Annotated in this window: 23 protein-coding genes and 1 tRNA gene; 16 read left to right on the top strand and 8 right to left on the bottom strand. The window is 64.0% G+C overall.

Annotated elements, in window-relative coordinates:
- Positions 1-122: 122 nt before the first annotated feature.
- Entirely contained in the window at positions 123-953 is an 831-nt protein-coding gene (locus CR103_RS10390) for a PPK2 family polyphosphate kinase (RefSeq protein WP_099915915.1), read from the top strand.
- On the opposite strand, the gene CR103_RS22035 is transcribed toward CR103_RS10390, so the two are convergent.
- A complete protein-coding gene (locus CR103_RS22035; protein ID WP_143752571.1) occupies positions 908-1,177 on the bottom strand; it encodes a hypothetical protein in 270 nt (89 codons plus the stop codon). The genes CR103_RS10390 and CR103_RS22035 overlap by 46 nt on opposite strands.
- A gap of 68 nt (positions 1,178-1,245) precedes the next feature.
- Between CR103_RS22035 and CR103_RS10385 the strand changes: the two genes are divergently transcribed.
- On the top strand, positions 1,246-1,851 hold the full coding sequence (locus CR103_RS10385) for a glutathione peroxidase (protein WP_099915968.1): 606 nt from the start codon (positions 1,246-1,248) through the stop codon (positions 1,849-1,851).
- 24 nt (positions 1,852-1,875) lie between these two features.
- Here CR103_RS10385 and CR103_RS10380 read toward each other — a convergent pair whose 3' ends face one another.
- The 3 genes from CR103_RS10380 to CR103_RS10370 form a co-directional block, all read right to left on the bottom strand.
- Positions 1,876-3,738, bottom strand: coding sequence for a chorismate-binding protein (locus CR103_RS10380; RefSeq protein ID WP_099915914.1), 1,863 nt, complete (start codon positions 3,736-3,738; stop codon positions 1,876-1,878).
- A gap of 23 nt (positions 3,739-3,761) precedes the next feature.
- On the bottom strand, positions 3,762-4,340 hold the full coding sequence (slmA, locus tag CR103_RS10375; RefSeq protein ID WP_099915913.1) for a nucleoid occlusion factor SlmA: 579 nt from the start codon (positions 4,338-4,340) through the stop codon (positions 3,762-3,764).
- A gap of 71 nt (positions 4,341-4,411) precedes the next feature.
- On the bottom strand, positions 4,412-5,155 hold the full coding sequence (locus CR103_RS10370; RefSeq protein WP_229442997.1) for a pyrimidine 5'-nucleotidase: 744 nt from the start codon (positions 5,153-5,155) through the stop codon (positions 4,412-4,414).
- Positions 5,156-5,216: 61 nt separating this feature from the next.
- Between CR103_RS10370 and CR103_RS10365 the strand changes: the two genes are divergently transcribed.
- Positions 5,217-6,095, top strand: a complete 879-nt coding sequence (locus CR103_RS10365) for a TraB/GumN family protein (protein WP_099915912.1) — start codon at positions 5,217-5,219, stop codon at positions 6,093-6,095.
- Positions 6,096-6,320: 225 nt separating this feature from the next.
- On the opposite strand, the gene CR103_RS10360 is transcribed toward CR103_RS10365, so the two are convergent.
- A tRNA-Thr gene (locus tag CR103_RS10360) sits at positions 6,321-6,395 on the bottom strand.
- A 40-nt stretch (positions 6,396-6,435) separates the two neighbouring features.
- Positions 6,436-7,362, bottom strand: a complete 927-nt coding sequence (gene argB, locus CR103_RS10355) for an acetylglutamate kinase (RefSeq protein WP_099915911.1) — start codon at positions 7,360-7,362, stop codon at positions 6,436-6,438.
- Between the two features lie 187 nt (positions 7,363-7,549).
- Here argB and CR103_RS10350 point away from each other — a divergent pair, with 187 nt between their 5' ends.
- Positions 7,550-7,768 (top strand): cysteine-rich CWC family protein, encoded by a 219-nt coding sequence (locus CR103_RS10350; RefSeq protein WP_099915910.1) that lies wholly within the window; start codon positions 7,550-7,552, stop codon positions 7,766-7,768.
- Positions 7,769-7,777: 9 nt separating this feature from the next.
- Here the strand turns inward: CR103_RS10350 and CR103_RS10345 are convergent, their stop codons facing one another.
- Together CR103_RS10345 and CR103_RS10340 are read right to left on the bottom strand one after the other, a co-directional pair.
- Positions 7,778-8,992 carry an extracellular catalytic domain type 1 short-chain-length polyhydroxyalkanoate depolymerase gene (locus tag CR103_RS10345; RefSeq protein WP_099915909.1) on the bottom strand — a complete coding sequence of 405 codons (1,215 nt, stop codon included), beginning with the start codon at positions 8,990-8,992 and terminating at the stop codon, positions 7,778-7,780.
- A 28-nt stretch (positions 8,993-9,020) separates the two neighbouring features.
- Positions 9,021-9,434, bottom strand: a complete 414-nt coding sequence (locus tag CR103_RS10340) for a ribbon-helix-helix domain-containing protein (protein WP_099915908.1) — start codon at positions 9,432-9,434, stop codon at positions 9,021-9,023.
- Positions 9,435-9,545: 111 nt separating this feature from the next.
- On the opposite strand from CR103_RS10340, the gene CR103_RS10335 reads away from it, so the two are divergent.
- The 12 genes from CR103_RS10335 to CR103_RS10280 all read left to right on the top strand — a co-directional run bounded on the left by CR103_RS10335 (position 9,546) and on the right by CR103_RS10280 (position 19,006).
- Complete coding sequence (locus tag CR103_RS10335) at positions 9,546-9,746, top strand: DUF1289 domain-containing protein (RefSeq protein WP_099915907.1); 201 nt, start codon at positions 9,546-9,548, stop codon at positions 9,744-9,746.
- Positions 9,747-10,190, top strand: coding sequence for a hypothetical protein (locus CR103_RS10330; protein WP_099915906.1), 444 nt, complete (start codon positions 9,747-9,749; stop codon positions 10,188-10,190).
- Entirely contained in the window at positions 10,187-11,113 is a 927-nt protein-coding gene (locus tag CR103_RS10325) for an MBL fold metallo-hydrolase (RefSeq protein WP_229442991.1), read from the top strand. The genes CR103_RS10330 and CR103_RS10325 overlap by 4 nt, the downstream gene beginning before the upstream one ends.
- A 124-nt stretch (positions 11,114-11,237) precedes the next feature.
- On the top strand, positions 11,238-12,191 hold the full coding sequence (locus CR103_RS10320; RefSeq protein WP_099915905.1) for an NAD(P)H-dependent flavin oxidoreductase: 954 nt from the start codon (positions 11,238-11,240) through the stop codon (positions 12,189-12,191).
- 560 nt (positions 12,192-12,751) lie between these two features.
- A complete protein-coding gene (locus tag CR103_RS10315) occupies positions 12,752-14,569 on the top strand; it encodes an aminopeptidase P family protein (RefSeq protein ID WP_099915904.1) in 1,818 nt (605 codons plus the stop codon).
- Positions 14,569-14,832 carry a hypothetical protein gene (locus CR103_RS10310; RefSeq protein WP_099915903.1) on the top strand — a complete coding sequence of 88 codons (264 nt, stop codon included), beginning with the start codon at positions 14,569-14,571 and terminating at the stop codon, positions 14,830-14,832. The genes CR103_RS10315 and CR103_RS10310 overlap by 1 nt, the downstream gene beginning before the upstream one ends.
- A 34-nt stretch (positions 14,833-14,866) precedes the next feature.
- Entirely contained in the window at positions 14,867-15,613 is a 747-nt protein-coding gene (locus CR103_RS10305; protein WP_099915902.1) for an MgtC/SapB family protein, read from the top strand.
- A 54-nt stretch (positions 15,614-15,667) separates the two neighbouring features.
- Positions 15,668-16,261 carry a DUF924 family protein gene (locus CR103_RS10300; RefSeq protein ID WP_099915901.1) on the top strand — a complete coding sequence of 198 codons (594 nt, stop codon included), beginning with the start codon at positions 15,668-15,670 and terminating at the stop codon, positions 16,259-16,261.
- 1 nt (position 16,262) lies between these two features.
- Positions 16,263-17,150 (top strand): Rossmann-like and DUF2520 domain-containing protein, encoded by an 888-nt coding sequence (locus CR103_RS10295; protein WP_099915900.1) that lies wholly within the window; start codon positions 16,263-16,265, stop codon positions 17,148-17,150.
- Complete coding sequence (locus tag CR103_RS10290) at positions 17,147-17,524, top strand: MAPEG family protein (protein WP_099915899.1); 378 nt, start codon at positions 17,147-17,149, stop codon at positions 17,522-17,524. The genes CR103_RS10295 and CR103_RS10290 overlap by 4 nt, the downstream gene beginning before the upstream one ends.
- A 166-nt stretch (positions 17,525-17,690) precedes the next feature.
- Entirely contained in the window at positions 17,691-18,245 is a 555-nt protein-coding gene (locus tag CR103_RS10285; protein WP_307719697.1) for an alpha-ketoglutarate-dependent dioxygenase AlkB family protein, read from the top strand.
- 119 nt (positions 18,246-18,364) lie between these two features.
- Positions 18,365-19,006 (top strand): porin family protein, encoded by a 642-nt coding sequence (locus tag CR103_RS10280; RefSeq protein ID WP_229442990.1) that lies wholly within the window; start codon positions 18,365-18,367, stop codon positions 19,004-19,006.
- The last annotated feature ends 66 nt before the right edge of the window (positions 19,007-19,072 follow it).

Raw genomic sequence — 19,072 nt, 5'->3', positions numbered from 1 at the left:
GCGCCATCCGCGACGGCAAGCTGTTACCCTTTGATTGCCACCACGCCTTCTTATCCAGCCATGAAACCTAATGTCCTGATCCTCGAAGATGGCCTTTCCATGTCCGGCGCCGGGGAACCGTCATGAAGGCGCGCGAACAGTTTCGCGCCGGGAAAAACTTCAAGCTGCGCGACGAGTCTGCCGACGACAGGCCGCTGCGCAACGGCGACAACGGCGAGTCGAAAAGCGCCATCAAGCAGGAAGAGCGCGAGCTGACCTTGCAGCTGACCGACAGGATCGCCGTGTTGCAGGAAATGCTGTACGCGCGGCGCCAGCGCAAGGTGCTGCTGGTGCTGCAGGGGATGGATACGTCCGGCAAGGACGGCACCATCACGGCGCTGTTCAATCGCATCAATCCGATGGGGTTGCGGGCGGTCGGCTTCAAGGTGCCCAGCCCGGCCGAACTGGCGCACGACTTCCTGTGGCGCATCCACTATCACGTGCCGGTGGGCGGCGAGATCGTCATCTTCAACCGCAGCCATTACGAAGACGTGCTCATCACCGTTGTGCAGGGCTTAATCGACGACAAGGAATGCAAGCGGCGTTATCAGCACATCCTCGACTTCGAGCGCATGTTGGTCGAGACCGGCACCATCATCGTCAAGGTGTTCCTGCATATCTCGAAGGAGGAGCAGCGCGAGCGGCTGCAGGCGCGGCTCGATGACCCGGAAAAGCAATGGAAATTCGATGCGAACGACCTGGTCCAGCGCAAAAAATGGAATGACTACCAACAAGCCTACCAGCGCGCCATCGTGGCCACCGACACCGACCACGCGCCGTGGTACGTGATTCCGGCCAATTCTAAAACCCACCGCAACTTGCTGGTGTCGACCTTGCTGCTGGAAATCATGGAGGACCTGGCGCTCAGTTATCCGGATCCCGATCCGGGGCTGTCCAAGCTGAAGGTCGAGTAAATTTCTTTAACATCGGTGCCGACTGCCTTGTCGACCCGCAGCAACGATTCGGTGGCCTTCCTGAGCTTGCGGCCCGATACGGTCTCGCCGTGATCTTGGGTGATGCCATGCACGCCGACGATGTCGCGGGTCGTGGTGATCCGCCCGGCGCCGGCCAGCCGGCCAGCCGGATCAACCGGTTGAGAAAGTACTGGTTGACGGCAGTACTGAGCTTGAATGAACAACGCGTCGACTGTTGCCGTCGATTTGGCATAAAATGAATTCCCGCCACCTCCACCGTATGGAAAAGATAATGTTCAAGACCTCTGCGCGCGTCATGCTCGCCGCGCCCCTCTCCGTGTGCGCTGCCGTCCTGTGGGCGGCGCCTGCCGCCTACGCCCAGGGTCCGGCGGCGCCAGCCGCGTCAGCCGCCGCCAGCTGCCCGGCCATCTTGAAGCAGACCTTCAACCGCCTGCAGGACGAGGCGCCGCAGGACTTGTGCCAGTACAGCGGCAAGGTGGTGCTGGTGGTAAACACTGCCAGCTTTTGTGGCTTCACCACCCAGTACCAGGGACTCGAAGCGCTATACGCCAAATACAGCAAGCAGGGCTTGGTCGTGCTCGGCTTTCCGTCAAATGACTTCGGCAAGCAGGAGCCGGGCAGCGCGAAGGAAATCGCCGACTTTTGCTTTAATACTTACGGCGTAAAGTTCCCGATGTTCGCCAAGTCGTCGGTCACCGGGGCCAACGTCAATCCGCTGCACGCGACCCTGATCAAGCTGACTGGCAAGGAACCGAAGTGGAATTTCACCAAGTACCTAATCGACCGCCAGGGCAAGGTGATCGAGTATTTTCCAAGCAAGGTGATGCCGAACGACAAGCAGTTTGTCAGCCAGATCGAAAAAGCACTGGCTTCCTGAGCCGCTGGCGACTGTAGTAAGCGCTTACTTAATAATGTAGGCGCGCAGTGGCCCGCGCAGGGCGTTGCAGACCATGATGCCGTCGGCGTCCGCCAGCATGGCGCGCGTGATGACGGCCTCGCCGGCATTCCAGGCCGGTGCGCCCAGCAGCACGGCGCGCATGATCCCCGGCAGCACGCCGCAGCGCAAAGGCGGCGTGAGCCAGCGCCCGTCGACGCGCACAAACACGTTCGAACGGCCGCCTTCCGTCAATTCTCCGCGCTGGTTGAAAAACAAGGTATCGAACCCGCCTTGCTGCTCGGCCGCGCGCCAGGCTGCGTCGTAGCGCGTGCGGATGCTGGTCTTGTGGCGCAGGAACAGCGCATCCGCTTCGGTCGCCTCGTTGGGATCGACCGACACCAACAAGCCGACCGGCTCATCGATGGGGGCCAGCGGCGCAGTTTGCACGGTGAACAGCCCGTTTTGGCCGAGCGCCAGCCGCAGCCGGTAGAGCGCGCCCGCGGCGAACCCGGCGCAAGCTTGGTCGAGCGCCGCGTCCGCCCGCGCTGGCTCGAACGGCATGCCGAAGTAGCGCGCCGATTGCGCCATCCGCGCCAGGTGCAGCGCGCGATGGCAACACCCTTCGTCAACGCTGGCGCGGATCGTTTCAAACAGTTCGAATTGATTCTCCAGCCCGGTCAAAAAGCGCGCCTTCAGCTGGCATTCGGCATATTCGTCGGCGGCGACGCTGTCGTAGACGATGCCGGCACCGACCCCGAGTTCAGCAACGCGCACGCCGCCTGCCGGCGGCTGCAAAACGAGGGTACGGATCGGCACCGACAGGCAGAAGTCGCCGATCGGCGTGGCTTCGGCCGCCGGATCGAACCAGCCGATCGCCCCGGTGTAGACGTTGCGCGGCGAAGGTTCGAGTTCGCGGATGATCTCCATCGTGCGCCGCTTCGGCGCGCCGGTGATCGAACCGCACGGGTACAGCGCGGCGAAGATGTCAGGCAGCGTAGCGTCTGGCCGCAGCTGCGCGCGCACCGTCGACGTCATCTGCAGCACGCTGCTGTAGCGCTGCACGTCGAACAGCGCCGTCACCTCGACGCTGCCGGTTTGCGCCACCCGCCCGAGGTCGTTGCGCAGCAGGTCGACGATCATCAGGTTTTCGGCGCGGTTTTTAAGGTCGGCCGCCAGCGCAATTGATCGGCGCGCGTTATCAGCGTCGGCGTTGTCGATGTTTGCGGGCGCCGCCGGCGCCGTGCCCTTCATCGGCCGCGCCAGCAGTGCGCCGCCAGCGTGGCGGATGAACAGCTCGGGCGACAGGGACAGCAGCGCGCTGCCGTCGGGCAGTGCGACGAGGGCGCCGTACGGCACCGGCTGGCGCGCCCGCAGGCGCTGGTACAGCGCGTAGATCGAGCCGAAGGCGTCGAAGCGCAAACGGTAGGTGTAGTTGACCTGATAGGTGTCGCCGGCGGCGATCAGGTCGTGGATGCGCGCAAGCGCGGCGGAAAATTCGGCTTCGCCGATGTCCGGTCGCACCGCGCCGATGCCGGCCGGAGCGTTACCGTCGTTGTCAGATGCGCGCTGCGCCAGCCACGCCGCCACCTGCGGCGGCGCCAGCCGGTCGCACCGTTTAAACAGCAGCACCTGCGCCAGCGCGCCGGCGACCGCGTGGGCGTCGATGCCGAGCAGGTGGCCGCCCAGTTCGTACGTCAGCAGCGGCACCGCGTACAGGCCGCGCCCGAGCGCCGCCTGCATGTCGGCCAGCAGCTGCGGCCAAAGAGCGGCGTCGTAACAGGCGAGGGTGCCGGCGTGGCCGGTGTAGAGGCGCGAGCACGCAAGCGCCGGATCAGTGGCGCCGGAGTCGTCGAGCAAGGCAAAGCAGTCAAAGTCGATGGCGTTCATGGCAGATTGGCGCTGTGCCTGCCTTACGCGGCCAGTAGCAGTGCGATTTGCAGGCCCGTGCCTTCGGTCGGAATCTGCTTGAAGCCGCTCTTGGCGAAGCGGTGCCAGCGGCCCACCACATAGCTTACCAGCAGGCTGGCGCGGGCGCCGACGTCGCCTTCAACGCCGTGGCCTTGCGTCGCAGCCAGGCGCAGCGACTGCTTGCAGGCCAGTTCGACCTTGTCGTAGAACTGGTTCATGCGCAGCTGTAGGCGCTCGTCTTCACCCACCAGCGCGTCGCCGATCAGCAATCGCGTCATGCCCGGGTTGTTGGCGGCGAACGAGAGCAGCATCTGCAAGATCGCGTGGGCCTGGTCGACGCCGCCTTCCTCGCGTTCGGCGATCTGGTTGATCAGGCCGAACACGCTCGACTCGATGAATTCGATCAGGCCCTCGAACATCTGGGCCTTGCTGGCGAAGTGGCGATACAGCGCCGCTTCCGACACGTCGAGCCGCTTGGCCAGCGCCGCCGTGGTGATCTTTTCGCCTTTCGGCTGTTCGAGCATGGCTGCCAGGGCCTGAAGAATTTGCAGTTTGCGCTGGCCCGGCTTGGTGCTTGCCATGTGATCCCGATAAAGTAAAGGTAGATGCGAGACGGATGGAAACGAAACGGCGGTCGACGGGTAAAACAAATTCAACGTAGCCGGTGCAGGCGGGCAGGCAACTGTCGGACAGATTTTACTTTGACATCGACGTAAGCGGGGCGTTTTAGCATGCGCGGCAGTGACGCCTGGCCGATCGGGTCGCTACAGCGCAGGTATTGGGTCACCCATACCGTGCGCACGCCGAGCTGACTGGCGCTGCGCAGGTTGGCCAGCGTGTCCTCGACCAGGATGCAGCGGTGGGCGCTAACGCCATGCCGGCGCAGCAGCCGGCGCAGCATCAGCTTCGACGGCTTGGGCCGCAACTGGCCGTGCACCTGCATGTTTTCGATGGCGACGTGGTGCGAAAAATGACGCTGCAGTCCGAGGTGGCGCATGACGTCGCGCGAGTAGCGGCTTGGCGCATTGGTCAGCAGGATCTTGCGGCCCGGGAGGCTGCGCAGCATGCGCGCCAGCCCGCATTCGGCGCGGATCAGCTGCTGCAAATCGGCCAGGTCGTGGGTTTCGCGCAAAAAATCGGCGGCGCCGACCTGGTGGTGGCGCATCATGCCGAGCAGGGTGGCGCCGTAGCGCTTCCAGTAGCCCAGGCGCGCCGCATTGACCTGCTCCGCGCTGGCTTCGGTGACGCCGTCGCCGAGCACGCGGGCAATATACGCGTTCATGTTTGCGCTGATCAACGGGAAGATCGCATGCGACGCGTCGTGCAGCGTATTGTCGAGATCGAACAGCCACAGGATCGGGGACGGAGTAATCGGGTTAATATTTGACACAGGCAGTTTTGGCGGTGATTGGGCGGTAATTTGGCAATAGTTTGGCAACAACCATCAGGGGAAAAGAATGCGACGTCAGATTATAGTGGTCTTCTTCAGCTTGTTCTTCGCCGCGGCGTTTCCGGCCTCGGCGCTGGAGCGCGGCGCGCTGTTCAACGTGACCGGTTTCGGCCATTCGATGGTCCTGTTCGGCACCATGCACGTCGGCCTGCCCGAATTCTATCCGCTCGAGCCGCGCATTGCCCAGGCTGTCGCCAACGCATCCACGCTGGCGCTGGAGGTAGATCCTCAGCTGCCGCCGGCGGTGGTGGCGAAGGCGATGCGCGACTACGGCGTGGCCAGTCCCGGTGCGGCGCTGCCGTCGGCGCTGGCGGCGCGCCTGGTGCCGGTGCTGGCGAAGGCCGGCATCGATGCAGCTACGCTGGCGCCGCTCAAGCCGTGGGTGGTGGCGATGGTGCTGGGCCTGAACCAATACGCCGCGCTCGGCTACCGCGCCGACCTGGCCGTCGATTCCCACCTGGCCGCGCTGGCGCGCGGCGCCAAGGTAACAGTGATCGAACTCGAATCGATCGATGCGCAGATGTCGCTGTTTTCCAGATTGACCGACGCCGAGCAGTTGCGCTACCTCGACGACACGCTGGCCCTGATCGAATCGGGCCGCCAGCGCGCCGAAGTACGCCAGGTGGTCGATGCGTGGCGCGGTGCCGACCAGGCGGCCCTGGAAGCGCTCGCCGTGCGGATCGAATCCGACACCACCTGGGCCGGCCGTTTCGTCCAGAAAGTGCTGCTGGAGGGGCGCAACGGCCCGCTGGCCGACAAGCTGCTCGAATTGCTGGCGAAGCAAGACAAGGCGGTGGCGGCGATCGGCGTGCTGCACCTGGTTGGCAAGCATAGCGTGCCGGCGCTGATGCGTTTAAAAGGCGTGACGGTGGAACGGGTGTATTGAAGCATGGACAGCGCAATCGCGATCAGTACGACCAACGCCGGATGCGTCGCCGGTGTACCGCGGCACGTAGCGCTATCGCCTTTAGTACGACGAGTGCCTGATCCGTCGTTCCCGCGTTCGCGAGGATGACGGTCTTTGAGGTAGCGAAAATTGTGCTGACGCGGGCGCGAATGCGCGGTTTTGATTGAATCGGGGACGCGCGACGCGCGGCAAGCTGCGCGCAGATGGTGCCCTTTACGTGGATTGAACACGTGGCCTCTCCCTTACCAAGGGAGTGCTCTACCACTGAGCTAAAAGGGCTGCTACACACATACCAGCGGGGAACCCCGCCGGAAAATGTTTAATGCGACCGGATCATAGTGCCAAAAGCTTGCTCGGTCAAGACTTCGAGCAGTAAAGAGTGCTCGATGCGCCCGTCGATGATGTGTACCGTGTTCACGCCCGACTTGGCGGCGTCCAGCGCCGATGAAATTTTAGGCAGCATGCCGCCCGAGATGGTGCCGTCGGCGAACATTTCCTCGATCTCACGGGCCGACAGGTCTGTCACCAGCTTGCCTTGCTTGTCCTGCACGCCGGCGATGTTGGTCATCATGATGAGCTTTTCGGCTTTCAGGATTTCCGCGATCTTGCCCGCCACCACGTCGGCGTTGATGTTGTAGGCCTGGCCGTCCTGGCCGAAACCGATCGGCGAAATGATCGGAATAAAAGCGTCGTCCTGCAAGGCCTTTACCACCGCCGGGTTGATCGCATCGATCTCGCCAACGAAACCGATGTCGAGGAATTCGCCCGGCTTTTCCTTGTCCGGCATCGCCATCTTGCGCGCGCGGATCAGGCCGCCGTCCTTGCCGGTCAGGCCGACGGCCTGGCCGCCGTAGTGATTGATCAGCATGACGATGTCCTGCTGCACTTCGCCGCCCAGCACCCACTCGACCACTTCCATGGTTTCTTCGTCCGTGATGCGCATGCCTTGCACGAAGCTGCCTTGCTTGCCGATTTTTTTCAGCGCATTGTCGATCTGCGGCCCGCCGCCGTGCACCACCACCGGGTTCATGCCGACCAGCTTGAGCAGGATGACGTCGCGCGCGAAGCCGTGCTTGAGGCGCTCGTCGGTCATGGCGTTGCCGCCGTATTTGATGACGATGGTCTTGCCGTGGAAGTTGCGGATGTACGGCAGGGCCTCGGCCAGGATCGCCGCCTTGATCTGCGGCGATACCGCAGTCAGGTCGTCGTGATGTTCGGCGTTAATCTTGGGAATGGCAGTGGTCATGTCAGGTCCAAATGAATTTTCACGAGATTTTACAGCCTTGTGGGCCAAGGCTGTGTCGATTATATGGCGATCTTGTTGAATTTTAATTCCCGATCCGCTAAGGTAGCCGGGACATGACTGCCACATCTTCCAGCCACCGCCACGTTTTGTTGCAATTTTATAATGAAGCGCGACAAGCGCCGGCGCCATGAGCACCTGCGGCCGCTGCGGCGCGCCGTTCGGCTGCGCGATGGCCGACGGCGGCGCTCAGCCCTGTTGGTGCACCGAATTGCCGGCCGCCGTGCCGGTCCCCGGACAGCCGACGGCTTGCTGGTGTCCGGCCTGCCTGAAGCAGCATATTGACGAGCTCGGAGCGGTTAATCCGCAGCGCGCCCTTGCCGTCAGTGGCAAAAATGGCGGCTGTTGAGCCAGCGGTTTACCGCTTGGTCCGAAAAAACCGCATCATCTCGCGGCTCGCATCGGGCCCCTTGCCGTCGGTATAGCTGCCGTGCGCGCTGCCGCCCGACCATGCGTGGCCGGCGCCGTGGATCAGCCACTGCTCAGCCTGCGGCGTGCCGTCAGGATGCTTGTGCACGGTGCGCGTGTAGGCGTGGCCATTCGGTACCCGGCCCGGCTCGATGACGGTTTCCCTGGCCGCATGGTGCTTGCCGCGGGCGATCAGTTCGTCGCCCGCGGCCGGATGCACCGTGGTGTCGCGGTCGCCGTGGAAGACGATGATCGGAATCGATTTTCCGGCCTCTTGCGGACGGCTGAACTTGCCTTTCATTGCCGCCAGCGCCGACGGCAGGTCGTGCGCCGAGGCGAACGGCAGCCCGGAGTGCACGCCGACGGCCGCGTACAGGTCCGGATACAGCGTGCCCATGATGGTCGCCATCGCGCCACCGGCAGACAGGCCGGCGACGTACACCTGGGCGTCGTCGACCTTATGACCGGCCATCACGTCGCGCGTGATGCCGGCGATGATCGACGGCTCGCCCTGGTCGCGCGTCTGGTCGGTTGCGCTGAACCAGTTCCAGCAGCGCTGGGCGTTGGCTTGCTGCGACTGCGCCGGGTACACCACCAGGCATTGCATTTCTTCGGCCAGCTGGTTCATCTGGGTGCCGCTGGCAAAGTCGACCGGGTTCTGGGTGCAGCCGTGCAGCATGACCACCAGCGGCACCGCCTCGGTGCCGGTATAAGTGCTTGGCACGTACAACTTGTAGCTGCGGGTGCCGGCAGGATTCGTATGGCTGCCATCGATGAATTTGCCGGGCAGCGGTTCGGCCGTGCCACCCATCGCGCCCAGGTCGAAATTGGGCATCTTGAAGTCCTTATGTACGGCGCCGCCGGCGCGCTCGAGGGTGGCCATCAGGTCCGGCATCAGCTGGTTCAGGATATCGGTCGCTGCGGGCGCGGCGGACGGCTGCTGCTGCGGCGTTGCTGCCGGCCTGGCCGTCGGCGGCGGCGGATTGATGTCGCGCATCGGCTGCGCCTGCGTGGCTGGCTGGCGTGGCGGGGTGCCGACGCCTTGTCCTTGTCCTTGTTCCTGCAATACCTTCTGGATCGCCGCAGTAGCTGCGACCGGGCCTTGCTCGAGCAGGGTGCTGGTGGCGGCGCGCAAGCGCGCAAACAGGTTGTCGTTCAGTTTCATTGGCGTTCCTTATCTTGTCTTTAGCGCATCACAGGATGCGGCTGGCCAGTGCCGTCTTCACTGCACTGCTGGCATGCAGTGTGCCAAGCACGAAGATCGATTCAATCGTCGCCAGGGCCAGTTCGGCCGTGACGTCGGGGGCGATGCTGGCCATGCCGAGCACCTGGATTTGGAGGCGCTCACCTGCCTGCAACGCCGCTTCCAGGTTCGCTTTCGAGTAGTAATGCAAACCGAGCACCAGGCTCCTGCGTGCAACGGTCTGCTTCACCACGTCGGCATGGGTACCGAGCTGATTGCGAATCGCGGTGCGGATCAGGTCCGTGCGGTTCGAATAAAAGCCTTCATTGACCAGCAGGTCAATTTGTCCCAGATCGATCAAGCCAAGGTTAATGGTAATTTTTTCCGAATCGTAATTCTTCGGCCGTACTTCGCGTGTGTCCATAGTCCCCAAATCATCCTTGTGGCATCCATACACCATCTATATGGATGGTATTCTACATCTTCATGCCCTCAGGTCAAGCGCGATTCGATTGAATGCGCTAATCTAGCGGCCATGAATCCACAACCACAACTGCCCACCCCGGTGCCGTCGCCCTGCATCAGCCTGTGCGAGATGGCGCCAGATACCGGCCTGTGCCGCGGTTGCCTGCGCACTCTCGACGAAATCGTCCAGTGGGGCAGTGCCGGCGACGACTACAAAACCGCGGTATGGGCTGAAATCCGCCGCCGTGAAGCCACGCTGGCGTTTCGCTAGATGCAGTTCTATCGACCGATTGGCACCGTCACCGGGCCGGCCTACGGCGGCGGCTTCAAGCTCGTCGCCACTCTGCTTACCGTAGTGCTGCTGGGCTACGGCGTCAGCATCGCGCTGCGTTATCCGCTGCTGTCGCTGGGTTTCGGCGTCAAGGCGCTGCTGCTCGGTGCCGCCGCCATGCTGCTGGTAAGTTACTACTGGTTCCTGCGCTCGCGCACGACGATCGACGCCGACGGCATCCGCCAGAGCTGGGTGATCGACAAGCGGGTCGACTGGCGCGACGTGCGCGGCGCCAAGATGATCGGCATCCCGTACGCCGGCTGGCTGTTCCCGCCGCGAATGGTGGTGAGGACCGGGAACGCGTTCACGACCTTTAACGGCGGCTCGCGCGAGGTGCTGGTGGAGTTCGCGAAAATCTCGCTGGTCTTCCAGATGAAGCGATGAGCGCGGCCTGCGCTTTTTCGCTGCCACCCTCGATGCGGGTGTTCGAGCGCGGCTGGCTGTCGGCCAACAATATCCTGTTCATCGGCCGCGACCAGAGCGCATTGATCGACAGCGGCTACCTGACCCACGCGCCGCAAACGCTGGCGCTGGTGCGCCACGCACTTGGCGGACGGGGGCTCGACCTGCTGGTCAACACCCACCTGCATTCGGACCACTGCGGCGGCAACGCCGCGCTGCAGGCGCACTACGGTTGCCGGACCGCGATTCCCGCCGCCGAAGCAATTGCCGTGCGCGCCTGGGACCAGGATGCGCTCAGTTACAAGGCTACCGGCCAGCAGTGCGAGCGTTTCGGCTTCGACGCCACCATCGCCCCGGGCGATATCCTGTTGCTGGGAGACCTGAGCTGGCAGGCGCTGGCCGCGCCGGGCCACGATCCGCGCTCTTTGATTTTTTACTGCGCCCAGGAAGCCATCCTGATCTCGGCCGACGCGCTGTGGGAAAACGGCTTCGGCGTGATCTTCCCTGAACTCGATGGCGAATCGGGCTTCGCCGAAGCGCGCGACACGCTGGCGCTGATTGCCGCCCTCGACGTGCGGCTGGTGATCCCCGGTCACGGCGCCCCGTTTACGGACGCCGCCGCCGCGCTGGCGCGGGCGCGGACACGGTTGGATTTCCTGCAGGCCGAGCCGAAGCGCAACGCCGAAAACGCGGTCAAGGTGATGCTGAAATTCCTGCTGCTCGAGCGCCAGCGCATCGACCTGGCCGATGTGGCGCCCATGTTCGTCTCGATTCCGCTGCTGGCCGGCGCGCGCCGCCGCTTCCTGCAGCGCGAGCCGGGCGAATTGGCTGAATGGGCGATTGCCGCGCTGGTGCGCGCGGGCGCCGCCCGCATCGACGGCGCCACGCTGGTGAACGCCGGCTGACGGCAGCCGTTGGTGGCTTGATTTTTAGGCTTGATCCTTAGTGCTGTAGTTCTAGCACGGTCGTTCTTTTTTGGTTCATAATGGCCGCTGCCGTTCCGATCAATTTTTCGTTTGAAAGTCCGCCATGGCGCTGCCGCTAGTCCTGCAAAACCTGTCCCTTCCCGTCATCGGTTCGCCGATGTTCATCGCCAGCGGTCCGGCGCTGGTAGCGGCCCAGTGCAAGGCCGGCATCGTCGGCGCCTTCCCGGCGCTCAACGCCCGCCCGGCGGCGCTGCTCGACACCTGGCTCACTGACCTGGAAAGCGAACTGGCTGCCTGGGGCGCCGCCAATCCGGCAGCCAGAGTCGGGCCGATCGCGGTCAACCAGATCGTCCACCAGTCGAACGACCGGCTCGAGCACGACGTCGAAGTGTGCGTGCGGCACCGGGTACCGATCATCATTTCGTCGCTGCGCGCGCCGCCCAAGGAGATGCTCGATGCGATCCACGGCTACGGCGGTATCGTGCTGCACGACGCGATCTCGATCCGCCACGCCAAAAAGGCGCTCGAAGCCGGGGTCGATGGCCTGATCCTAGTGGCGGCGGGGGCCGGCGGCCACGCCGGCGCGCTGTCGCCGTTCGCGCTGGTGGGCGAAGTGCGCAAGTTCTTCAGCGGCCCGCTGGCGCTGTCGGGCGCCATCGCCAGCGGCGATGCGATCCTGGCGGCGCAGGCGATGGGCGCCAACTTCGCCTACATCGGCTCGCGCTGGCTGGCCACCAAAGAATCGAACGTGTCCGACGCTTACCGCAACGCCATCATCGAATCGGCGGCGGCGGACGTGGTCTACACTAACCTGTTCACCGGTGTGCACGGCAATTACCTGAAAAAATCGATCGTCAACGCCGGCCTGGACCCGGAAGCGCTGCCCGAGTCGGACAAGAGCAAGATGAGTTTCGGGTCCGGCAGCGCCAAGGCGTGGCGCGATATCTGGGGTGCCGGGCAGGGCGTGGGGCTGATGGACGATGTGCCGACGGTGGCCGACATGGTGGCGCGTTTAAAGGCGGAATACGAGGCGGCGCGCAGGCGGTTGGCGCTGTAGTCATCGCTACCTCAAGCACGTCGTCCTCGCGAATGCGGCGACCCAATTCGACATGGTGGCGCGTTTGAAGGCGGAATACGAGGCGGCGCGCAGGCGGTTGGCGCTGTAGTCATCGCTACCTCAAGCACGTCGTCCTCGCGAATGCGGGGACCCAATTTCTCGCGCATATCGACAATGCCTGGCTTCGTCCGTTAAAAAAATGATCAACTCATCTGGCAAATAGGGTCCCCGCGTGCGTGAGGAGGCGTTTCTGCCAGTGGCAGGAACGACGTTCCAGCCACATTGATCAGGCCGAAGTTCGCGATTAGGTGCCGGCTACCTAGTCGTGCTGAAGGGCGAGGCGCTGTAGACCTGGATCGGCATCATCGAGGGCCTCGTCAAGATCAATAATTTTTCCTCGGCCAACGGCTGGTTCGGCGAAGGCTCGCTGCCCAAGAACCAAACCCGCAAGTACGACGTGGTGGCGCGCTGCCTGGCGGCGATGTTCAATGCGCACTTGTACCGCGGCACGCCGCAACGACACCGGGGCCTGGTCCCTCGGTTGGAGGTATCATATAGGTATGCAAAATCCATCCACTATTTTCCAGCGCGCCGAGGTCCTGGCACGGCTGCGCGCCGTCATGCAACGCGAGCATATCGATGCGGTGGTGATCCCGTCGGCCGACCCGCACCTGTCCGAATACCTGCCGGGCCGCTGGAAGGGCCGCGAATGGCTGACCGGGTTTACCGGCTCGGTCGGCACCTTTATCGCCACTGCCGGTTGCGCCGGCGTCTGGACCGACGCGCGTTACTGGGACCAGGCCGAGACGGAACTGGCCGGCAGTGCCGTCTGCTTGAAGAAAATTCCGTCCGGCGCCAGCCTGCTGTACATCGACTGGTTATCTGCCAACCTGCAGGCCGGCCAGACGGTGGCGGTCGACGCCCGCGTGCTGGGCCTGGCCACCGCGCGCCTGCTGGCCGAGGCGCTGGCGGTGCGCAAGATTGAACTGCGCACCGACGTCGACCTGCTCGACGAGGTATGGAGCGGGCGGCCTGCGCTGCCGACCGCACCGGTGTTCGAGCATGCCGCCCCGTACGCGGTGACTGCGCGCGCCGACAAGCTGGCCGGGGTGCGCGCGGCGATGAGCAAACTGGGGGCCGACCGCCATGTCATTTCCACCCTCGACGACATCGCCTGGCTGTTCAACCTGCGCGGCGCCGACGTCAGCTATAACCCGGTGTTTTTGGCGCACGCGCTGATTGCGCCGGACCGGGCGACGCTGTTCGTCGGCGACGCCAAGGTGCCGGCCGACGTCGCCGAACGTCTGCGCCTTGACGGCGTCGACCTGGCGCCGTACGACTCGGCCGAAGCGGCGCTGGCGCAGTTGGGTGCTGAAAATGTGCTGCTTGTCGACCCGCGCCGCATTACCGCCGGCATGCGCGCCTTGGTGCCGGCGGGCGTCACCGTCATCGAAGCGATCAACCCGAGCAGCTTCGCCAAATCAAAAAAATCGGACGCAGAAGCGGCTCACGTGCGCGCGACAATGGAGCACGATGGCGCCGCGCTATGCGAATTTTTTGCCTGGCTCGAAGTGCGCCTGGCCGACAAGCGCGGGGGGCCGCTGACCGAACTCGATATCGACACCCATGTCTGCGCCGCGCGCGCGCGCCGGCCGGGTTTTGTCAGCCCCAGCTTCGGCACCATCGCCGGCTTCAATGCCAACGGCGCCATCATGCACTACCGCGCCACCGAGACGTCGCATGCCGTCATCGAAGGCGATGGCCTGCTGCTGATCGACTCCGGCGGCCAGTATGTGGGCGGCACCACCGACATCACGCGCGTGGTGCCGGTCGGGACACCGTCCAGCGCCCAGAAGCGCGACGTTACTTTGGTGCTGAAGGGCGTCATCGCGCTGTCGTCGGCGCAGTTCCCGCGCGGGACAAAGTCGCCCATGCTCGACGCCCTGGCGCGCGCGCCGATCTGGGCCGGCGCAATCGACTATGGCCACGGCACCGGCCACGGCGTCGGCTATTTTCTCAACGTGCACGAAGGCCCGCAGTCGATCTCGGCCACCACCATGCCGGAGCCGCACACGGCGATGGAGCCGGGCATGATCACCTCGATCGAGCCGGGCATCTACCGGCCCGGCCGCTGGGGCATCCGGATCGAGAACCTGGTGCTCAACCGCAGTGCGGAGACGACGGAGTTCGGCGAATTTTTGCGCTTCGAGACGCTCACCTTGTGCCCGATCGACAGCCGCTGCCTGGACGTGTCGCTGTTGCGGCCGGACGAGATAAAGTGGCTCAACGATTACCATGCGCTGGTGCGCGCGCGCCTGGCACCGCACGTCGACGGCGCGGCCAGGGCGTGGCTCGACGAACGCACCCGGGAGCTCTGATGGCAAGCCCACGGTCAACCCGCGCCAGCGCCGCCGTCGACCGCCTCAAGCTGCGAAGCGGCAACGCCGGCTATTCGATGGCGCGCACCGGCGACGGCCTGTTCTTCCTGAGCGAAAAAGCTGGCGCGCCGCCTTTGTGCGCGCCGCTCGAACTGGACGCCTTTGTCGCTTTTGTGAACGGCCAGGGTCCGCAAGTGGCGCGGCGCGTCAGCAAGCTCGATGTCGCGTTCGAAAAACAGCTGGTCAAGAAAAAGCCTTCGTAACCGCCAAACGCGGCACCCGTCCTGAAAGACACCTATGCCGACCTTCGACATGCTGGCTGCCTACTGGAGCCAACCGGAGATAGCCGTCAACGGCCTGATCCTGCTGAACCTGCTGGGTGCGCTGCTGCTCGGACTGCTGGTCGGCTACGAGCGCTCGTACCATGGCCGCGCCGCCGGCATGCGCACCTACGGCATCGTCTGCATGGCGTCGGCGGCGCTCACCATCATCGGCGGCTATCCCGGCTTCTGGTTCGGCGGTCATGGCGGCGCGCTGGCCGGCGTCGCCGACCCGACCCGCATCATTCAAGGCGTGGTCACCGGCATCGGCTTTCTCGGCGCCGGCGTCATCATGCGCGAAGGTTTCAATATCAGCGGGCTGACCACGGCCGCTTCGATCTGGGCGTCGTCGGTCATCGGCATCATGGTCGGCATCGGCTTTTACCTGGCGGCGATGGGCCTGGCGTTCATGGCCTCGATGATCATGATCTACCTGCATAAAATCGAAGCCTTCCTGCCGTCGCGCCACGCGATTGCCATCACCATGCGTTTTAAAAAGGATTACGTGCCGCTCGAGTCGACACTGCGCCGGGTGGCGCTCGAACGCGGCTACGAGATGGCCGGCGGCTCGCTGGCCATCGGCGCCACCCACGGCCACCAGGAATGGCGCTTCGTCGCCCTCGCGCTGTCGCGCGAGAGCGGCGTGTCGTTGTCGAACCTGGCCACCGAGCTGGCCAAATTCGAAGGCATCGACAGCTTCCAGCTGTCCCATGCACGCAACTGAAAGCAGCTCAGAGCCCACCAACGACCCACAAATGATCCCACCAACGACCCACAAATGATCCCCCAAACGACCCCACAAGAAGTCCGCGATTTCTGGTTTTTGCCGCCCGCGAGCGAAGGCTACGGCAAGTCGCGCGGCGAATGGTTCCGCAAGGATGCACGGTTTGACGCGGCGATTGCCCAACGCTTCGGCGCCGCCATCGCGCAGGCGTTGGCGGGCGGCCTGCGCGAGTGGGACGCAGACAGCACGGTCGGCACGCTGGCGCGCATTTTGCTGCTCGACCAGTTCACCCGCAATGCGTTTCGCGGTACGCCCGCGTCGTTTGCCGGCGACGCGCTGGCGCTGGCGGCGGCGCTCGAACTGGAAGCAACAGGGGCCGACCGCAGATTGACGCCGATGCAGCGCTGGTTCGCCTACCTGCCGTTCGAGCACGCCGAAGACGCGCGCATGCAGGAAAAATCGGTGACGCTGCTCGCCGAACTGGCGCGCGAGAACGGCAGCGACTTCGCTGGCGCCCTCGATTTCGCCCACCGCCACCGCGGCGTGATCGCCCGTTTCGGCCGCTTCCCGCATCGCAATGCGATCCTCGGCCGCGCCTCCACCGCGGACGAGCTGGTGTTTTTAAGCCAGCCCGGATCGAGATTCTGAGATGGCGCCCACGCTCAACATCATCGGCGCCGGCCGGCTTGGCCGCGTGCTTGGCCGGCTGTTCGCTGCCAGCGGCGCGTTTGTGGTGCAAGATGTGCTGACGCGCTCGACTGGCACCGCGCTTGACGCCGTCGGCTTCATCGGCGCCGGGCGCGCGGTGGGCGGCATGGAAACACTGCGCCGCGCCGACGCCGTCATGCTCGCTGTAAGCGACGACCAGATCGAACAGGCATGCGCGGCGCTGGCCGCAAGCGTGGAACATTCGGAACACCAGCACGCCCTCGACGGCGTGCTGGTGTTTCACTGCAGCGGCGCCTTGTCGTCGGCGGCGCTGGAAGCGGCCGCCCGCCAGGGGGCGTTTACCGCCAGCGTGCATCCGGTGCGCAGCTTCGCCGATCCGCAGCAGGTGGCGCGCGACTTCGCCGGTACCTGGTGCGGGCTGGAAGGCGACGCGCGCGCGCTGGCGCTGCTGGCGCCGGCCTTGGCCTTGATTGGCGCGCGCGCGGTGGCGATCGACGCCGACGCCAAAACTGTTTACCACGCCGCTTCGGTATTCGCCTCCAATTACCTGGTCACTGTGCTCGATGCGGCCCTGCGCGCGTACCAGGCAGCCGGCATCCCGGAGCCGTTGGCGCGCGAACTGGCGCGCCCGCTGGCCTTTGAAACGCTCGACAACGTATTTGGCCTCGGCCCGCGGGCGGCGCTGTCCGGGCCGATCGCGCGCGGCGATTTTGCCACGGTGGCGCGCCAACAGGCGGCGCTCGACGGCTGGGACCAGCCAACCGGCCGCTTGTACCGCGCGCTGGCCAAGGCCACCACGGTACTGGCGACGCTACCCAGCTCGCCGATCGCGCCGATTGCCCCCATCAACCTGAAGGACACCGCATGAACCTGACCGCCTGGATCACCCTTGCCGTACTTGGCGTCTATCTCTGGACCGGCATCAATGCCGGCGCCGCCCGCGTCAAGTACAACGTCAAGGCGCCGTCGATGGACGGGCCGGTGGCGTTCCAGAGCGCCCAGCGCGTGCAGATGAACACGCTGGAGCAATTGCCGCTGCTGCTGGCGCCGCTGTGGCTGTGCGCCCTGTTTCTCGGCGACGCGTGGGCCGCGGCCGGCGGCGCGCTATGGTGCATCGGCCGCATCATGTATGCGCTTGGCTATTACAAGGATCCGGCCAAGCGCGAGGCCGGCTTTGTTATCGGCATGGCGGCGTGCGGCTTGCTGATCGCAGGTACCTGCGTGGGCCTGATTTTGCGTTGAGTTTGCCGGGCCCCGTGCATCATCTGGTCGAGTGCCGGATCGAAGCGGGCGCGGTTGGGGCAGCCGATGGCGCCGGTCACCGTCGGCAGTGCGCGATCGTCATCATTGAGCGTTATTCTTACCCATGGATTTATTTACATCAAGCACAATACTAGCGCCGATCCCGGTGGCCGACGGCGAATTATCCTTTCTCGAACAACTTCCGCTCGCCCTGCCGAACGACGAGGTGCTGGCCCGGTTGATTGCCGAGACGGCCTGGCGCAGCGACACCATTACGGTATGGGGCAAGCAATATCCGCAGCCGCGCCTGACCGCCTGGCACGGCGAGGCGGCGTATGCTTATTCGGGCATTAAATTCGAGCCGCTGCCGTTTACGCCTTTGCAGCAAGTGCTGCGGGCGGCGGTGGAAGCGGCCAGCGGGCGGCGCTTTAACAGCGTGCTGCTCAATTACTACCGCGATGGCCGCGACAGCATGGGCATGCACAGCGATAACGAGCCCGAATTGGGGCCCGAGCCGGCCATCGCCTCGGTCAGTTTTGGCGCCGCGCGCACGTTCGTATTGCAACATAAAGCGACCAAACAGCGGCTCAGGATCGCATTGACTGACGGCAGCCTGTTGTTAATGGCAGGGCGTTTGCAAAATAACTGGTTACATGGAATTCATAAAATATCCCGGTTTGCAGGTCCCAGAGTGAACCTGACTTTTCGTTATATCGGCTAACTCCGCATATCAATGCGCTATTTGCACATGCATGTCACCGCACGGCGAGTCATTAATCGGACTCTGCCGCTTACATCTGATTACATTTATTACCTGATTGCTACGGACGTGTGGATTTGATGATGTTACCTTCACCATCTCGCGATTCATTCGGTAATTGCGGGACAGACGATCAACTTAATCAAGGATTCCGCATGAAAAAGCTCATTTTTGCACTTATTGCCGCAGCGACGGCAGTTGGTTCGGCCCAGGCCGCAGGCCCTTATGTTGGCGTTGGTATCGCCAGCGCCGACCACAGCTACAAGCTGTCCGGCACCACCAATGGCAGCACCGACGGCTACAAAGCGTCCGGCAAAATTTTCGGCGGTTATGACATCGACCCGACGTGGGGCGTCGAAGCTGGATACACGGATTTCAAGAAGTCGACCTACAATTACACCAACACGACGACCAACACTGCGGGTCGTGCCGAGTCGGACGGCAACTCGTTTTATGTCGCCGGCAAGGCAACCGCGCCGATCAACGAGCAGTTTTCGGCATTCGGCAAACTGGGCGTCGCCCGCAACAAGAGCACGCTGAGCAGCGCCACGCCTGCATTTAACACCAGCCACAGCAAGACCGAAGTCTACGCCGGCGTTGGCCTTCAGTACAATCTGAACCAGAAAGTTGCGCTGACGGCTGAATACGAGCGTTACGGCAAGAGCAAGGATTTCGGCGCGAAAGCGGACGTGCTGACCGTGGGCGCGAAATACGCCTTCTGATGATGGCGTGACCAGGCCGGCCCGGCGCCCCCTGGTCATAAAATCAGTTTTAAATAAGTTCAAAAA

The sequence above is a fragment of the Massilia psychrophila genome (assembly GCF_002760665.1).
In the GTDB taxonomy this organism is placed as follows: Bacteria; Pseudomonadota; Gammaproteobacteria; order Burkholderiales; family Burkholderiaceae_D; genus JAFCUW01.
The sequence above is the reverse complement of the archived record's forward strand: the minus strand, read 5'-3'. Positions and strand labels throughout refer to the sequence as shown.

Bases quoted from the DNA above. Each gene is read 5' to 3' on its own strand.
- CR103_RS10365 (WP_099915912.1), top strand. From the start codon at position 5,217: ATGCGACGTCAGATTATAGTGGTCTTCTTCAGCTTGTTCTTCGCCGCG.
- CR103_RS10380 (WP_099915914.1), bottom strand. From the start codon at position 3,738: ATGAACGCCATCGACTTTGACTGCTTTGCCTTGCTCGACGACTCCGGC.
- CR103_RS10335 (WP_099915907.1), top strand. From the start codon at position 9,546: ATGAATCCACAACCACAACTGCCCACCCCGGTGCCGTCGCCCTGCATC.
- CR103_RS10325 (WP_229442991.1), top strand. From the start codon at position 10,187: ATGAGCGCGGCCTGCGCTTTTTCGCTGCCACCCTCGATGCGGGTGTTC.
- CR103_RS10290 (WP_099915899.1), top strand. From the start codon at position 17,147: ATGAACCTGACCGCCTGGATCACCCTTGCCGTACTTGGCGTCTATCTC.
- slmA (WP_099915913.1), bottom strand. From the start codon at position 4,340: ATGGCAAGCACCAAGCCGGGCCAGCGCAAACTGCAAATTCTTCAGGCC.
- CR103_RS10340 (WP_099915908.1), bottom strand. From the start codon at position 9,434: ATGGACACACGCGAAGTACGGCCGAAGAATTACGATTCGGAAAAAATT.
- CR103_RS10315 (WP_099915904.1), top strand. From the start codon at position 12,752: ATGCAAAATCCATCCACTATTTTCCAGCGCGCCGAGGTCCTGGCACGG.
- CR103_RS10295 (WP_099915900.1), top strand. From the start codon at position 16,263: ATGGCGCCCACGCTCAACATCATCGGCGCCGGCCGGCTTGGCCGCGTG.
- CR103_RS10310 (WP_099915903.1), top strand. From the start codon at position 14,569: ATGGCAAGCCCACGGTCAACCCGCGCCAGCGCCGCCGTCGACCGCCTC.
- CR103_RS10280 (WP_229442990.1), top strand. From the start codon at position 18,365: ATGATGTTACCTTCACCATCTCGCGATTCATTCGGTAATTGCGGGACA.
- CR103_RS10350 (WP_099915910.1), top strand. From the start codon at position 7,550: ATGAGCACCTGCGGCCGCTGCGGCGCGCCGTTCGGCTGCGCGATGGCC.
- CR103_RS10385 (WP_099915968.1), top strand. From the start codon at position 1,246: ATGTTCAAGACCTCTGCGCGCGTCATGCTCGCCGCGCCCCTCTCCGTG.
- CR103_RS10345 (WP_099915909.1), bottom strand. From the start codon at position 8,992: ATGAAACTGAACGACAACCTGTTTGCGCGCTTGCGCGCCGCCACCAGC.
- argB (WP_099915911.1), bottom strand. From the start codon at position 7,362: ATGACCACTGCCATTCCCAAGATTAACGCCGAACATCACGACGACCTG.
- CR103_RS10390 (WP_099915915.1), top strand. From the start codon at position 123: ATGAAGGCGCGCGAACAGTTTCGCGCCGGGAAAAACTTCAAGCTGCGC.
- CR103_RS10300 (WP_099915901.1), top strand. From the start codon at position 15,668: ATGATCCCCCAAACGACCCCACAAGAAGTCCGCGATTTCTGGTTTTTG.
- CR103_RS10330 (WP_099915906.1), top strand. From the start codon at position 9,747: ATGCAGTTCTATCGACCGATTGGCACCGTCACCGGGCCGGCCTACGGC.
- CR103_RS10305 (WP_099915902.1), top strand. From the start codon at position 14,867: ATGCCGACCTTCGACATGCTGGCTGCCTACTGGAGCCAACCGGAGATA.
- CR103_RS10320 (WP_099915905.1), top strand. From the start codon at position 11,238: ATGGCGCTGCCGCTAGTCCTGCAAAACCTGTCCCTTCCCGTCATCGGT.